At 64.8% G+C, this 13,037-nt stretch carries 13 protein-coding genes and 2 tRNA genes; 12 read left to right on the top strand and 3 right to left on the bottom strand.

Annotated elements, in window-relative coordinates; all coding sequences use genetic code 11:
• Window positions 1-13 precede the first annotated feature (13 nt).
• Complete coding sequence (locus ROZ37_RS04575; protein WP_312657859.1) at window positions 14-1,618, top strand: cytochrome D1 domain-containing protein; 1,605 nt, start codon at window positions 14-16, stop codon at window positions 1,616-1,618.
• Window positions 1,619-1,673: 55 nt separating this feature from the next.
• Here the strand turns inward: ROZ37_RS04575 and msrB are convergent, their stop codons facing one another.
• Window positions 1,674-2,168, bottom strand: a complete 495-nt coding sequence (gene msrB / locus ROZ37_RS04570) for a peptide-methionine (R)-S-oxide reductase MsrB (RefSeq protein ID WP_312657857.1) — start codon at window positions 2,166-2,168, stop codon at window positions 1,674-1,676.
• Window positions 2,165-2,824, bottom strand: a complete 660-nt coding sequence (gene msrA, locus ROZ37_RS04565) for a peptide-methionine (S)-S-oxide reductase MsrA (RefSeq protein ID WP_312657854.1) — start codon at window positions 2,822-2,824, stop codon at window positions 2,165-2,167. The genes msrB and msrA overlap by 4 nt, the downstream gene beginning before the upstream one ends.
• Window positions 2,825-3,130: 306 nt before the next feature.
• Here msrA and ROZ37_RS04560 point away from each other — a divergent pair.
• The 11 genes from ROZ37_RS04560 (at window position 3,131) to ROZ37_RS04510 (ending at window position 11,871) form a co-directional block, all read left to right on the top strand.
• A tRNA-Val gene (locus ROZ37_RS04560) sits at window positions 3,131-3,207 on the top strand.
• Window positions 3,208-3,361: 154 nt separating this feature from the next.
• Window positions 3,362-5,278 carry a threonine--tRNA ligase gene (gene thrS / locus ROZ37_RS04555; RefSeq protein WP_312657853.1) on the top strand — a complete coding sequence of 639 codons (1,917 nt, stop codon included), beginning with the start codon at window positions 3,362-3,364 and terminating at the stop codon, window positions 5,276-5,278.
• A gap of 27 nt (window positions 5,279-5,305) precedes the next feature.
• Entirely contained in the window at window positions 5,306-5,827 is a 522-nt protein-coding gene (gene infC, locus ROZ37_RS04550; RefSeq protein WP_312657927.1) for a translation initiation factor IF-3, read from the top strand.
• A 139-nt stretch (window positions 5,828-5,966) separates the two neighbouring features.
• The gene (gene rpmI, locus ROZ37_RS04545) at window positions 5,967-6,164 is read left to right on the top strand and encodes a 50S ribosomal protein L35 (protein ID WP_076602261.1); all 198 of its coding nucleotides are present in this window, start codon (window positions 5,967-5,969) and stop codon (window positions 6,162-6,164) included.
• Between the two features lie 12 nt (window positions 6,165-6,176).
• Window positions 6,177-6,536 carry a 50S ribosomal protein L20 gene (gene rplT, locus ROZ37_RS04540; protein ID WP_312657849.1) on the top strand — a complete coding sequence of 120 codons (360 nt, stop codon included), beginning with the start codon at window positions 6,177-6,179 and terminating at the stop codon, window positions 6,534-6,536.
• A gap of 66 nt (window positions 6,537-6,602) precedes the next feature.
• Complete coding sequence (gene pheS / locus ROZ37_RS04535) at window positions 6,603-7,634, top strand: phenylalanine--tRNA ligase subunit alpha (protein WP_312657848.1); 1,032 nt, start codon at window positions 6,603-6,605, stop codon at window positions 7,632-7,634.
• 7 nt (window positions 7,635-7,641) lie between these two features.
• A complete protein-coding gene (pheT, locus tag ROZ37_RS04530; protein ID WP_312657847.1) occupies window positions 7,642-10,020 on the top strand; it encodes a phenylalanine--tRNA ligase subunit beta in 2,379 nt (792 codons plus the stop codon).
• A gap of 4 nt (window positions 10,021-10,024) precedes the next feature.
• Window positions 10,025-10,336, top strand: a complete 312-nt coding sequence (locus tag ROZ37_RS04525; RefSeq protein ID WP_011236311.1) for an integration host factor subunit alpha — start codon at window positions 10,025-10,027, stop codon at window positions 10,334-10,336.
• A complete protein-coding gene (locus tag ROZ37_RS04520; RefSeq protein ID WP_312657844.1) occupies window positions 10,317-10,697 on the top strand; it encodes a MerR family transcriptional regulator in 381 nt (126 codons plus the stop codon). Before ROZ37_RS04525 ends, ROZ37_RS04520 begins: the two co-directional genes overlap by 20 nt.
• Window positions 10,698-10,895: 198 nt before the next feature.
• A tRNA-Pro gene (locus ROZ37_RS04515) sits at window positions 10,896-10,972 on the top strand.
• A gap of 191 nt (window positions 10,973-11,163) precedes the next feature.
• Window positions 11,164-11,871 (top strand): phosphatase PAP2 family protein, encoded by a 708-nt coding sequence (locus tag ROZ37_RS04510; protein ID WP_312657842.1) that lies wholly within the window; start codon window positions 11,164-11,166, stop codon window positions 11,869-11,871.
• Between the two features lie 266 nt (window positions 11,872-12,137).
• On the opposite strand, the gene ROZ37_RS04505 is transcribed toward ROZ37_RS04510, so the two are convergent.
• Complete coding sequence (locus ROZ37_RS04505; protein WP_312657840.1) at window positions 12,138-12,932, bottom strand: SDR family oxidoreductase; 795 nt, start codon at window positions 12,930-12,932, stop codon at window positions 12,138-12,140.
• Between the last annotated feature and the right edge of the window lie 105 nt (window positions 12,933-13,037).

Raw genomic sequence — 13,037 nt, 5'->3', positions numbered from 1 at the left:
CGAAGGATCGACGATGAACTCCCGCAATTCCCAACGCACGCTGGCCGCCCGTGTGCCGTATCGCGCCGTCGCCGCAGCGGTGCTCGTCGTCGCAGCGGCTGTCGGCTACGCGTCTGCGCGTGCGGACGATACGCCTGGACCTGCCGGTCAGTATCAGCAGCATTGCGCGTCGTGCCACGGCGCAGACCGACTCGGCGGCAGCGGTCCGGCGCTGCTGCCGGAGAACCTCGCGCGCCTGAGGAAGGATGAAGCGCTCGACGTGATCCGCGGCGGACGCACGGCGACGCAGATGCCGGCCTTCGGCAGTGTCCTGAAGGCGGACGAGATCGCCGCGCTCGGCGCGTGGATCTATTCGCCGGTCGTGCCGGCGCCCAAATGGAGTGAGGCCGACATCCGCGCGTCGCGCATCCAACACGTCGACCCCGCGACCCTCTCGGCGAAGCCGGTGTTCGACGCCGATCCGATGAACCTCTTCGTCGTCGTCGAGGGCGGCGACCACCACGTGTCGGTGCTCGACGGCGACCGCCTCGAACCGATCCACCGTTTCCCGTCGCGTCACGCGCTGCACGGTGGTCCGAAGTTCACGCAGGACGGACGCTACGTGTTCTTCGGCTCGCGCGACGGCTGGGTCACGAAGTACGACCTGTGGAACCTGAAAGTCGTCGCCGAGGTACGCGCCGGCATCAACACGCGCAACGTTGCCGTGTCTCCCGACGGCAAGCACGTCGCGGTCGCGAACTACCTGCCGCACACGCTCGTGCTGCTCGACGGCGACCTGAACCTGCTGAAATCGATCGCCGTCACCGATCGTGAAGGCAAGATTTCGTCGCGTGTTTCCGCGGTCTATGAGGCGACGCCGCGCAACTCCTTCGTCGCCGCGCTGAAGGACGTGCCCGAAGTGTGGGAGATCAGCTACGATCCGACCGCCGAGGAAATCCCCACCGGCTATATCCACGACTACCAGTACCGCGAGGGCGCGTTTGTTCGTGGCTACCTGAACCCGCGACGGACCGAGCTCGCGGAAGTGCTCGACGACTTCTTCTTCACGCAGGACTACTCGACGGTGCTCGGCGCGTCACGCGACGGCGTCGGGCAGGTCGTGAATCTCGACGTGCGCCGCAAGATCGCCGATCTGCCGCTCGACGGCATGCCGCACCTCGGTTCGGGGATCACATGGGACTGGCAGGGGCGCCGCGTGATGGCGAGCACGAATCTGAAGGCCGCCGAGGTCACGGTCATCGACATGCAGGACTGGAGCGTCGTAAAGCGCATCCCGACGCGCGGCCCCGGCTTCTTCCTGCGCAGCCACGAGAACAGCCGCTACGCCTTCGTCGACTCGATGATGAGCCGCGAGGCGAAGAATGTGCTCCAGGTCATCGATAAGCAGACGCTCGAAATCGTCCGAGAGCTCAAGACGGACCCCGGCAAGACGCTCGCGCACATCGAGTTCACGCGCGACGGACGCTATGCGCTGGCGAGCCTGTGGGAGATGGATGGCGCGGTGATCGTCTACGACGCGCAGACGCTCGAAGAGGTCAAGCGCCTCCCGATGAAGAAGCCGGTCGGCAAGTACAACGTGTGGAACAAGATCACCCGCGAGGAAGGCACGAGCCACTGATGCGGCAGGCCGGCGCAGCGCACGGGACGAGACCTCCGCCGGCAGTCCCGGGCGCTCAGCCGGCCGCGGGCACGAATTTCAGCGCGACGCCATTGTTGCACCAGCGCTTGCCGGTCGGCGGCGGGCCGTCGTCGAAGATATGCCCCTGGTGCCCGCCGCAGCGCGCGCAGTGATATTCCGTCCGCGGCAGGATCAGCTTGAAGTCGCGCTTCGTTTCGAGGTGCCCGGGGATCGACGTGTAGAAGCTCGGCCAGCCGGTGCCGCTCTCGTACTTCATGTCTGACGTGAAGAGCGCGAGATCGCAACCGGCACATCGATATTCCCCAGCGCGCTTCTCGTCGTTCAATGGGCTGCTGCGGGCGCGCTCCGTTCCGTCGTCGCGCAAGACGTCGAACTGCTCCGGCGTCAGCACCTTGCGCCATTCGGCATCCGAGCGGTGGATCTTCTCGATCTTCGCCGACGAAGGCTCAGTGTTCGCGGAGTACGTTGCCCGTATCAGCGGGAGCGACGCCGTCCCGAGCAGGCCGGCCAGAAATATTCGCCTTTTCATCGTTGCTTGTCTCCATTGCCCGCGGCAGTGCCCCACAAGGATTCGAGCCGCCGGTCGCGCCCGCAGCCGTGACGGTAGAACTTGTAGCGCAGCGGATTCTTCAGGTAATAGTCTTGGTGGTATTCCTCGGCCGGGTAGAACGTGCTGGCGGCGACGATATCGGTGACGATCGGCTGCGGGAACGGCTTCTTCGCCGCGAGCGCGGTGCGCGAGTGCTCCGCCGCGACCCGCTGCTCCTCGTTCGAGTAGAAGATCTCGGCCCGGTACTGGTTGCCGCGGTCGCAGAACTGGCCGCCGGCATCGGTGGGGTCGATGTTGTGCCAGAAGGTTTCCAGCAGCCGGTCGTAACCGATCTTTTTCGGGTCGTATTCGACGCGCACTGCCTCCGCATGTCCCGTACGGCCGGACGACACCGCTTCGTAAGTCGGATTCGCAACATTCCCGCCGGTGTAACCCGACGTCGTCGAGATCACTCCGTCGAGCTTGTCGAACGGGGGCTCCATGCACCAGAAGCAGCCGCCGGCGAAGATTGCCGTTGCCGTTGCCGTTGCCGCTGGTGCTGCCCCGGCGGCGCTACCCGCGATCGCAATTGCCAGCGTGCTCGCGAGAGCGACTTTTGCCAGCACCCGTCGCCCGCTCCGAACGTCCCTTGCCATTGAATTGCCCTCCGGCCCGAATGACTGTTGGACAGGGTTGCGGGGAAATCGATTCCTGCGACGCGGGAGTCGTCTCGCGACCATGACACGCTCGCGCGGGCTCCGAGCCTTTGATGCAATGGAACCGCGTTCGCTGCTGGGGGGGCGGCGGGCGCGAGCCAGCCGGCCGGGCTTCGCGCTGTGCGGGGAGCGAGCGCTCCGCAGCGGGAATCTCAGCGTCGACACCTCTCTGTCGTCAGGGGGTGAGAAACATTCGAAAAGCGCTTGCGTGGATCGAACGGCCTACCTATAATGCGCAGCTCTTGCAGGCGCGTAGCTCAGCTGGTTAGAGCACCACCTTGACATGGTGGGGGTCGTTGGTTCGAGTCCAATCGCGCCTACCAACACTTGGAGTTTGATGAGGGATGTTCCGAACTACTGCCGTAGCCGGAAACTGAAATCGGGCTCCACTGTAGTACCTGCAGGAAAAAGTGCGGCCCGTCCGCACTTTTTTTTCGTCCACAATTCGCTGAAACACTAGCCCGAGGCTTCGACACCATGCCGAACATAACGCTTCCCGACGGTTCCGTCCGCAGCTTCGACCACCCGGTCACCGTGTCCGAGGTGGCGGCGTCGATCGGGGCCGGGCTCGCGAAGGCGGCGCTCGCCGGCAAAGTGGACGGGCGGCTCGTCGACCTCTCGCATCGCATCGAAACCGACGCGCCGCTCGCAATCGTCACCGACAAGAACGAGGAAGGCGTCGACGTCATCCGGCACTCGACGGCCCACCTGCTCGCGCATGCGGTCAAGGAGCTCTTCCCCGAGGCGCAGGTAACGATCGGTCCGGTGATCGAAAACGGCTTCTACTACGATTTTGCGTACAAGCGCCCCTTCACGCCTGAAGACCTCGAAAAGATCGAAAAGCGCATGGCGGAGCTCGCGAAGCGCGAGATCCCGGTGGCCCGCGAGGTCTGGCCGCGCGACCAGGCGGTCGAGTTCTTCAAGTCGCAGGGCGAGCACTACAAGGCCGAGATCATCGCGTCGATCCCGCAGGCCGAGGACGTGTCGTTGTACCGCCAGGGCGATTTCATCGACCTGTGCCGCGGACCGCACGTCCCGTCGACCGGCAGGCTCAAGGTCTTCAAGCTGACGAAGGTTGCCGGTGCGTACTGGCGCGGCGACTCGAAGAACGAGATGCTGCAGCGGATCTACGGCACCGCGTGGGCGAAGAAGGAAGATCTCGAGAGCTATCTGCACATGCTCGAGGAGGCCGAGAAGCGCGACCACCGCAAGCTCGGGCGCCTGCTCGATCTCTTCCACATCCAGGAAGAGGCGCCCGGGATGGTGTTCTGGCACGCGAAAGGCTGGACGCTGTGGCAGCAGGTCGAGCAATACATGCGCCGCACGATCGGCGACAACGGCTACCAGGAGGTTAAGACGCCGCAGATCGTCGATCGCTCGTTGTGGGAGAAGTCCGGCCACTGGGGCATGTATTCCGATCTGATGTTCACGACGCAGTCCGAGAAGCGCGACTTTGCGGTCAAGCCGATGAACTGCCCGTGCCACATCCAGATCTTCAACCAAGGGCTGAAGAGCTACCGCGATCTGCCGCTGCGGATGGCGGAGTTCGGATCGTGCCATCGCAATGAGCCGTCTGGATCGCTGCACGGCATCATGCGCGTGCGCAACTTCGTGCAGGATGACGCGCACATCTTCTGCGCCGACGACCAGGTTCAGGCCGAGTCGGCGGCGTTCATCGAACTGTTGCAGAAGGTTTATGCGGATTTCGGTTTCAACGAGATCCTGATCAAGCTGTCGACGCGCCCCGACAAGCGCGTCGGGACCGACGAGCAGTGGGATGCGGCCGAGGCGGCGCTCGCCGCGGCACTCGAGGCGCAGGGCCTCGCATACGACCTGCAGCCCGGCGAAGGCGCGTTCTACGGGCCGAAGATCGAGTTCTCGTTGAAGGACTGCCTGAACCGCGTCTGGCAGTGCGGGACGCTGCAGCTCGACTTCAACCTGCCGGTGCGTCTCGATGCCGAGTATGTCGCCGACGACAACACCAAGAAGTACCCGGTGATGCTGCACCGGGCGATCCTCGGTTCGCTGGAGCGCTTCATCGGCATCCTGATCGAGCACTACGCCGGGGCGCTGCCGATGTGGCTCGCGCCGGTCCAGGCGGTCGTGCTGAACATCTCGGAAGGGCAGGCGGAATACGCCATCGAAGTTACAAAACGCTTGAAGCAGGCGGGTTTCCGGGTCGAGTCGGATTTGCGTAATGAGAAGATTAACTATAAAATTCGGGAACATAGCGTGCACAAACTGCCATACCAGATCGTCATCGGCGAGAAGGAAAAGGCAGCCGGCCTCGTAGCCGTGCGCGTGCGGGGCGGCCAGGACCTTGGCCAGATGTCCCTCGATACATTGATCGAGCGTTGGCAGCGCGAAGTCGAAGCGCGGTCAGCCTCGATCTGATTTTTTGGCCTTCGTGGAGAACGAACCATCGCTCAAGAAAAGAAGCAGCGCGTCAATGAGGAGATCAGCGCGCCCGAAGTCCGTCTGATCGGCGAAGACGGCGAGCCGCTCGGTATCGTGTCGCTGAGTGCGGCGCTGAACGCGGCCGAGGAGGCCGGGCTGGACCTGGTCGAGATCGCGCCGATGGCGCAGCCCCCGGTCTGCCGGGTGATGGACTTCGGCAAGTTCAAGTACCAGGAGCAGAAGAAGGCCCACGAGGCCCGGCTCAAGCAGAAGCAGGTGCAGATCAAGGAGGTCAAGCTCCGGCCCGCGACCGACGAGAACGACTACCAGATCAAGTTGCGGAATCTGAAGCGTTTTCTCGAGGAGGGCGACAAGTGCAAGGTGACCTTGCGCTTTCGCGGGCGCGAGATGGCCCACCAGGAGTTCGGCCTGCGGCAGCTCGAGCGGGTGAAGGCGGATCTGGAAGAAATCGGCCAAGTCGAGCAGATGCCCAAGATGGAAGGGCGGCAGATGATCATGGTGATCTCTCCGAAGAAGAATCGCTGAACGAGCGACGGAATTCGCTTCCGCTTTCGGGCGGGAGCAAAACCGCGGGACAAGGTCCGGCGGAAAACAAGTGGTGTCAGGTCCAAAACGCGCCGCACAGCGGCGCTACCTGACGGCATTCATAAACCTGGAGTTAGCAATGCCCAAGATGAAGACGAAGAGCGGAGCCGCGAAGCGGTTCAAAGTCCGCTCGAGTGGCGGGATCAAGCGGTCCCAGGCGTTCAAGCGCCACATCCTTACCAAGAAGACGACCAAGAGCAAGCGCCAGCTGCGCGGCATGACCGAAGTTCACGCCGCCGACGAGAAGCTGATCCGCGCAATGCTGCCTTACGCCTGATAGGAGACCGCCATGCCCAGAGTCAAACGTGGTGTAACCGCCCGCGCGCGTCACAAGAAGGTTCTCGATCAGGCCAAGGGTTACCGCGGCCGCCGCAAGAACGTATATCGCATCGCCAAGCAGGCGGTGATGAAGGCCGGTCAGTACGCGTACCGTGACCGCCGCCAGCGCAAGCGCCAGTTCCGCACGCTGTGGATCGCCCGTATCAACGCGGCCGCGCGTGAAGTCGGTCTGACCTACAGCACCTTCATGAACGGCCTGAAGAAGGCCGCGATCGAAGTCGATCGCAAGGTGCTGGCCGATCTGGCGGTGTTCGACAAGCCCGCGTTTGCGGCGCTCGCCGATCAGGCCCGGGCCAAACTCGCTGCGTAAGCCAACGCGGCGCGAAAAAAGGAGGCCTCGCCTCCTTTTTTTTTCTGAATTTTCAATGGCACGCAAATGGATAAGCTCGATCAACTCGTTCAACAGGCTTCGGCGGACTTCGCTGCGGCCGCTGACGGCGTCCAGCTCGAACAGGCGAAGGCCCGGTATCTCGGCAAGACCGGCGCGCTGACCGAGCGCCTGAAGGGGCTCGGCAAGCTCGCCGCCGAGGAGCGGCGGGTGGCCGGCGCCGAGATCAACCAGGCGAAGGACGCGATCGAGGCCGCTCTCGAAGCCCGCCGGGAGGCCTTGCGCGAGGCGCTGTTGCAGGCCCAGCTGGCGGCCGAGGCGCTCGACGTCACCTTGCCCGGGCGCGGCGAGGGACAGGGCGGTCTGCATCCGGTCAGCCGTACGCTCGAACGCATCGAGGCACTGTTCCGCTCGATCGGCTTCGTCGTCGCCGACGGCCCCGAGATCGAAACCGACTGGCACAATTTCACCGCGCTCAACACGCCCGAAAACCACCCGGCGCGTTCGATGCACGACACCTTCTATCTCGAAGGTCATGACGAAGTACTGCTGCGCACGCATACGAGTCCGGTGCAGATCCGTACGATGCTCGATCACGTCGCGCGCTACGGCGATCGCGCCTCGATGCCGGAAATCCGGGTCATCATCCCGGGGCGCGTCTACCGCGTCGACTCCGATGCGACGCATTCGCCGATGTTCCATCAGGTCGAAGGGCTCTGGGTCGGCGAGTCGGTGAGCTTCGCGGACCTGAAGGGCGTGATCGCCGACTTCCTGCGCAAGTTCTTCGAGACCGACGATCTCAAGGTCCGATTCCGCCCGTCGTTCTTCCCATTCACCGAGCCGAGCGCGGAGATCGACGTCGCGTTCATGAGCGGCGCGCTCGAAGGCCGCTGGCTCGAGATCGCCGGCTGCGGCATGGTCCATCCCAACGTGCTGCGCTTCGGCGGGATCGATCCCGAGCGTTACACCGGATTCGCCTTCGGCATGGGGCCCGACCGGCTGACGATGCTGCGCTACGGTGTCAACGACCTGCGTCTCTTCTTCGAAGGCGACCTGCGCTTCTTGAGCCAATTCAGGTAATCGAATCATGCAATTTTCGGAACACTGGTTGCGGAGTTTCGTGAATCCTCCGCTCGACAGCGACGCGCTCGGCCATCTGCTGACAATGGCCGGCCTCGAAGTCGAAGAGTCGGTGCCGGCCGCGCCGGCGTTCACGGGCGTCGTCGTCGCCCGGATCGTCGAAGCCGAGAAGCACCCGAACGCCGACAAGCTGAAGCTGTGCAAGGTCGATGCGGGACAGGGCGAGCTGCTGCAGATCGTCTGTGGCGCACCCAACGCCGCCGCCGGCATGAAGGTGCCCTGCGCGGTCGTCGGCGCGAGCTTGCCCGGCTTCGAGATCAAGGCTGCGAAACTGCGCGGCGTCGAGTCGTTCGGCATGCTGTGTTCGGCGCGCGAGCTCGGGCTCTCGGACGATCACGGCGGCCTGCTCGAACTGCCGCCCGATGCGCCGATCGGCCAGGACGTGCGCGAGTTTTTCGCTCTCGACGACACCCTGTTCACGATCAAGCTCACGCCCAACCGTTCCGATTGCCTCAGTCTGGCCGGCGTCGCACGCGAAGTTGCGGCGTTGACCGGGCAGCCGCTCGTAATGCCGCCGCTCGACGCGGTCGCTCCGACGATCGACGACCGGCGCTCAATCGTGCTCGACGCCCCGGAGGCCTGTGCGCGCTACTGTGGCCGGATTGTGCGCGGAGTCGACGCGAAGGCTCCGACGCCGGACTGGATGAAGCAGCGGCTGCAGCGCAGCGGGCTGCGCTCGGTCAGCGCGCTCGTCGACGTCACGAACTACGTGATGCTCGAACTCGGACAGCCGCTGCACGCTTTCGACAACGCGAAGCTGAGCGGCGCGATTCACGTGCGTTATCCGCGCGAGGGCGAAGAGGTGCTGCTACTCAACGAGCAGACCGTGACCCCCGCCGCAGATACGCTGCTGATCGCGGACGAGGCGCGCGCGCTCGCGCTGGCGGGCATCATGGGCGGCGAGGAAAGCGGCATCACGCTCGACACCGTCGATCTTTTCCTCGAGAGCGCGTTCTTTGCGCCCGCCGCGATCGCAGGGCGTGCGCGCAGCTACGGCTTCGTGTCCGACGCTTCGCACCGCTTCGAGCGTGGCGTCGACTTCGCGCTCGCGTCGCCGGCGATCGAACGCGCGACGAAGCTGATCCTCGAGATCTGCGGCGGCGCCGCCGGCCCGGTGGAGGAAGCGGTGGCGCCGGAGCATCTGCCGCTCCGCAACCCGGTGCGCCTGCGTCCGGCGCGCGCGCGACGTCTCCTCGGCATCGATCTCGATGACGAAGCGATCGTGCGGTTGCTCGAAAGTGTCCACCTCACGGTGCGGCGCGACGGCGACGTGCTGCTCGTCGAGCCGCCGTCGTTCCGTTTCGACATCGAGATCGAGGAGGACCTGATCGAGGAGATCGCACGACTGCACGGCTACGACGCGATTCCCGCAATCGCACCGCAAGGGGCGCTCGCGATGCTCGACCGTTCGGAGTCGAGCCGCACCCCTTGGGACGTGCGGCGTCGGCTCGCCGGGCGCGGCTATCAGGAAGTCGTGAACTACGCGTTCGTCGAGGAGGCGTGGGAACGCGACTTCTGCGCGAACGAGACGCCGATCCGCCTCGCGAATCCGATCGCGAGCCAGATGAGCGTGATGCGCTCGAGCCTGATTCCCGGTCTCGCGGCGAACCTCGTCGCGAACCGCAAGCGCCAGCAGGCACGCGTGCGCGTATTCGAAATCGGCCGCTGCTTCGAGCGCAAGGCGGACGGCGAGCCGGTTGCCGGTTTTCATCAGCCGCTGCGGATCGCCGCGCTCGCCGCCGGGCTTGCGCTACCGGAACAGTGGGGCAGCGCGTCGCGGTCGATCGATTTTTTCGACGTCAAGGGCGATCTCGAGGCATTGTTCGCGCCGCGTGCGCTGCGCTTCGAGCCCGTCTCGCACCCCGCGCTCCATCCCGGGCGCGCCGCAACGGTGCTGACGGGCGAGCGTCGCATCGGCGTCGTCGGCGAGATTCATCCGGTGTGGGTGCAGCGGTACGAACTCGGGAGCGCGCCGGCCGTGTTCGAGGCCGAGCTCGACGCCGCGCTCGCGGCCGAGCTGCCCGCGTATCGCGAAATTTCGAAGCTGCCCGCCGTCACGCGCGACATCGCGCTGGTCGTCGAGCAGACCGTCCCGGTGGCGCGTGTTCTCGACGTGATGAACGAGGTCGCCGCGTCGATCGTGAAGGGAATCGAACTCTTCGATGTCTATCATGGCAAAGGCATCGATCCGGAGAAAAAGAGCCTTGCCTTCAGAGTGTTGATGCAAGATACTCAGCGCACTCTCGAGGACGCGGAAGTCGATTCCGCCGTCGAAGCGATCGTGCGTCATGCGGAAACTTCTTTGGGTGCGCGATTGCGTGGATAGCCAGATGAACGTCACCCTTACGAAGGCGGAGCTCGCCGACCTGCTGTTCGAGCGGGTCGGCCTGAACAAACGCGAAGCCAAGGACATGGTCGAAGGCTTCTTCGAGGAGATCCGGCAGGCGCTCGAGCGCGGCGAATGCGTCAAGCTGTCGGGTTTCGGAAACTTCCAGCTCCGAGACAAGCCGCAGCGCCCCGGGCGCAACCCGAAGACCGGTGAAGAGATTCCGATCACCGCGCGCCGGGTCGTCACCTTTCACGCGAGCCAGAAGCTGAAGGCCGCTGTGGAGCAGTTGAGCGATGCAAGCAAGCAGCCATAACGACGAGTCGGAGCAGCTCCCGCCGATTCCCGCCAAGCGGTATTTCACGATCGGCGAAGTCAGCGAGCTGTGCGCGGTCAAGCCGCACGTGCTTCGCTACTGGGAGCAGGAGTTCACCCAGCTGAAGCCGGTGAAGCGACGCGGCAACAGGCGCTACTACCAGCACCACGAAGTGCTGCTCGTGCGCCGGATCCGCGAGCTGCTCTACAACGAGGGCTTCACGATCTCCGGGGCGCGCAACAAGCTCGGCGAGACCGCGATTCACCGGCACGAGGAGGCGGAGGAAGCCGAACGCCTCCGTAGCGCGCTCGCGCATGTGCGAGCCGAGATCGTCGAAACGCTCGAACAGCTGCGGGCGTAACGATAGCCGGCGCGTGGCTGCCCGGACATGAGGGTGTTCGTGGCGTGACGGAGGCCGAGAGGGCAGCGGTCCTGCGGGCGTCGGCGCGCGAAGTGGCGGCGACTCCGAGTGCGGCGGAAGTCCTTGTGATTGGCTCACGTAAGGGCCGCGCGTGACACTGGCAAACCCGACCGATCCTGCTATAATGCGCACTCGTGTCGGGGCGTAGCGCAGCCTGGTAGCGCACTTGCATGGGGTGCAAGGGGTCGCGAGTTCGAATCCCGCCGCCCCGACCAATAGAATCAAGCACTTGGGCCAGTCGAGAGACTGGCCTTTTTGCTTTTCGCATGGGCCGCAGCGCAATCCTGCGCTCGAGGACCGCCTCCAGTGCGGTCGCAGATTCGAATCCTCCGGCCGGGCCGATGAAATCAGGCGTTCCGGAGTCGAAAGACTTACCTTGCTTTCGCGATTATTAGGAGGTCTCGTCTTGCGCTTTCTCGAAGCTTGGCTCGAACCGCGCATTCTCGCGATCGTCGTCGCTGCGACCTCCGCCCTTTGGGCTTTTATCGAAGTCGCCGAAGAGGTCGTCGAGGGGCAAGCGCACGCGGTCGATAGCGCGATTCTCGCGATGCTGGGGGTAACGGGCGAGATCGTCGCGCCGCTCGGCCCGCCGTGGCTTCAGGCTGCCGCTCGGGATATCACCGCACTCGGAAGTTTCACTGTGCTCGGGCTCGTCGTATTGGCGGTCAGCGTCTTTCTGGTCCTTGCACGGAAGCTGCGGACCGCCGCGTTCGTCGTAGTTGCGACCGTCAGCGGGGCACTCGCGTCCTCGCTGCTCAAACACCTCTTTTCGCGCCCGCGGCCACATCTCTTTCCGCATGGCGATTACGTCGTTTCCGCGAGTTTTCCGAGTGGGCACGCGATGATCTCCGCGCTCGTCTACCTGACGCTCGGCGCGTTGCTTGCGCGCATCGTGCCGCGCCGCCGGTTGAAGCTGTACGTGATGATGATTGCGCTGACCCTGACGCTGCTCATCGGCATCAGCCGAGTCTATCTCGGTGTGCATTGGCCGACCGACGTGCTGGCGGGCTGGGCGGCGGGCGCGGGCTGGGCGTTGCTGTGGTGGGGGCTTGCTGAGCGCGTCGGTTCGCGCGATAGGCAGTCCGAACGGTCGGTGAATCAGCACGGCCGATGAGGGTTGGTGCGGCGGCCGAGGGTTACTCAAGGGAAGCGCTCGGCGGGAGCTTCAACGAAGAGGACAACGTCTGCCGATCTCCCAGCACCGCTGCGGAGGTCCCGACGATGCGCCCCCGACTCCACGGACGAAGCGGCGCCTCGTTGGCGTCACCTAGAAGATCGGCGAAAACCCGATTCTCTTCGCACGCGAAGCGACGCCGTGGCCGAGCGCGAGGCGCGATCTAGCGGCCTGATTCCGGCCCATGCGAAGCGGCGTCTTCAGTTCTACGCGCCCTGACCGACGTTGATCGAAAGGCCGCCGTCGATCGTGAAGGTCTGGCCGGTCACGTAGTCGGCATCCTCGGACGCGAGGTACAGCGCGAGGCGCGCGATTTCCCATGGTTCGGCCGCGCGTTTCCACGGGATGTGCTGCACTTGTCTTGCGCGCGCCGCCGGGTCGTCGATCGCTTGCTGGTTCATCGGCGTCAGGACCATTCCCGGCGCGATGTTGTTCACGTTGATCCGGTCTGGCGCGAGTTCGAGGCACAGCGTGCGGGTGAGGTTGCGCAAGCCGCCTTTCGCGGCGTTGTATGCGGCGGCGTTGGCGAGCGGGATTTCCTCGTGCACCGACGTGATGTTGATGATCTTGCCCTTGCCGCCTGCGGTGCGCCGCTCGCCGACGAAATGACGGCAGCAATAGAACGGGCCGTAGAGATCCGTCTTCAGAACTGCGTCCCAGTCTTCCGGGGAGGTCTCCGCCACCTGCCCGCTGCCCCCGCCGATCGCGGCGTTGTTCACGAGGATGTAGGGGGTGCCGAGGGCATTCCGTGTTTCGCGAAAGAGACGGTCGACTTCGAGCGGCTCGCGCTGGTCCACCCGGACGACCTCGGCACGGCGGCCGGCGGCTTCCACGCGCCGGCGCGTCTCGTCGGCACCGTCGCGATCGTTGAGATAGGTGACGACGACGTCCGCACCCTCGGCGGCGAAAACCTCGGCGGCGAAAACCTCGGCGATCGCCTGGCCGATGCCGGAATCGGATCCGGTAACGATCGCAATGCGGTCCTTCAGTCGGTCGCTCATCGTTACCTCCCGCCGCGTTGATGATCGCCGGGACCGCAAGCCGCGTTCCCGCGACGTGGCGGAACGGTGTTTGCTGGATCAGTCGACTGCGAGGCAACGAAGGAG

The organism is Aromatoleum sp., from assembly GCF_032027225.1.
Classification (GTDB): Bacteria; Pseudomonadota; Gammaproteobacteria; order Burkholderiales; family Rhodocyclaceae; genus Aromatoleum.
This window is presented reverse-complemented; position numbering and strand designations above follow the sequence as displayed.

Coding starts and splice junctions, on each gene's coding strand:
- rpmI (WP_076602261.1), top strand. CDS start 5,967: ATGCCCAAGATGAAGACGAAGAGCGGAGCCGCGAAGCGGTTCAAAGTC.
- pheS (WP_312657848.1), top strand. CDS start 6,603: ATGGATAAGCTCGATCAACTCGTTCAACAGGCTTCGGCGGACTTCGCT.
- rplT (WP_312657849.1), top strand. CDS start 6,177: ATGCCCAGAGTCAAACGTGGTGTAACCGCCCGCGCGCGTCACAAGAAG.
- msrA (WP_312657854.1), bottom strand. CDS start 2,824: ATGGCAAGGGACGTTCGGAGCGGGCGACGGGTGCTGGCAAAAGTCGCT.
- msrB (WP_312657857.1), bottom strand. CDS start 2,168: ATGAAAAGGCGAATATTTCTGGCCGGCCTGCTCGGGACGGCGTCGCTC.
- thrS (WP_312657853.1), top strand. CDS start 3,362: ATGCCGAACATAACGCTTCCCGACGGTTCCGTCCGCAGCTTCGACCAC.
- pheT (WP_312657847.1), top strand. CDS start 7,642: ATGCAATTTTCGGAACACTGGTTGCGGAGTTTCGTGAATCCTCCGCTC.
- ROZ37_RS04575 (WP_312657859.1), top strand. CDS start 14: ATGAACTCCCGCAATTCCCAACGCACGCTGGCCGCCCGTGTGCCGTAT.
- ROZ37_RS04520 (WP_312657844.1), top strand. CDS start 10,317: ATGCAAGCAAGCAGCCATAACGACGAGTCGGAGCAGCTCCCGCCGATT.
- ROZ37_RS04525 (WP_011236311.1), top strand. CDS start 10,025: ATGAACGTCACCCTTACGAAGGCGGAGCTCGCCGACCTGCTGTTCGAG.
- ROZ37_RS04505 (WP_312657840.1), bottom strand. CDS start 12,932: ATGAGCGACCGACTGAAGGACCGCATTGCGATCGTTACCGGATCCGAT.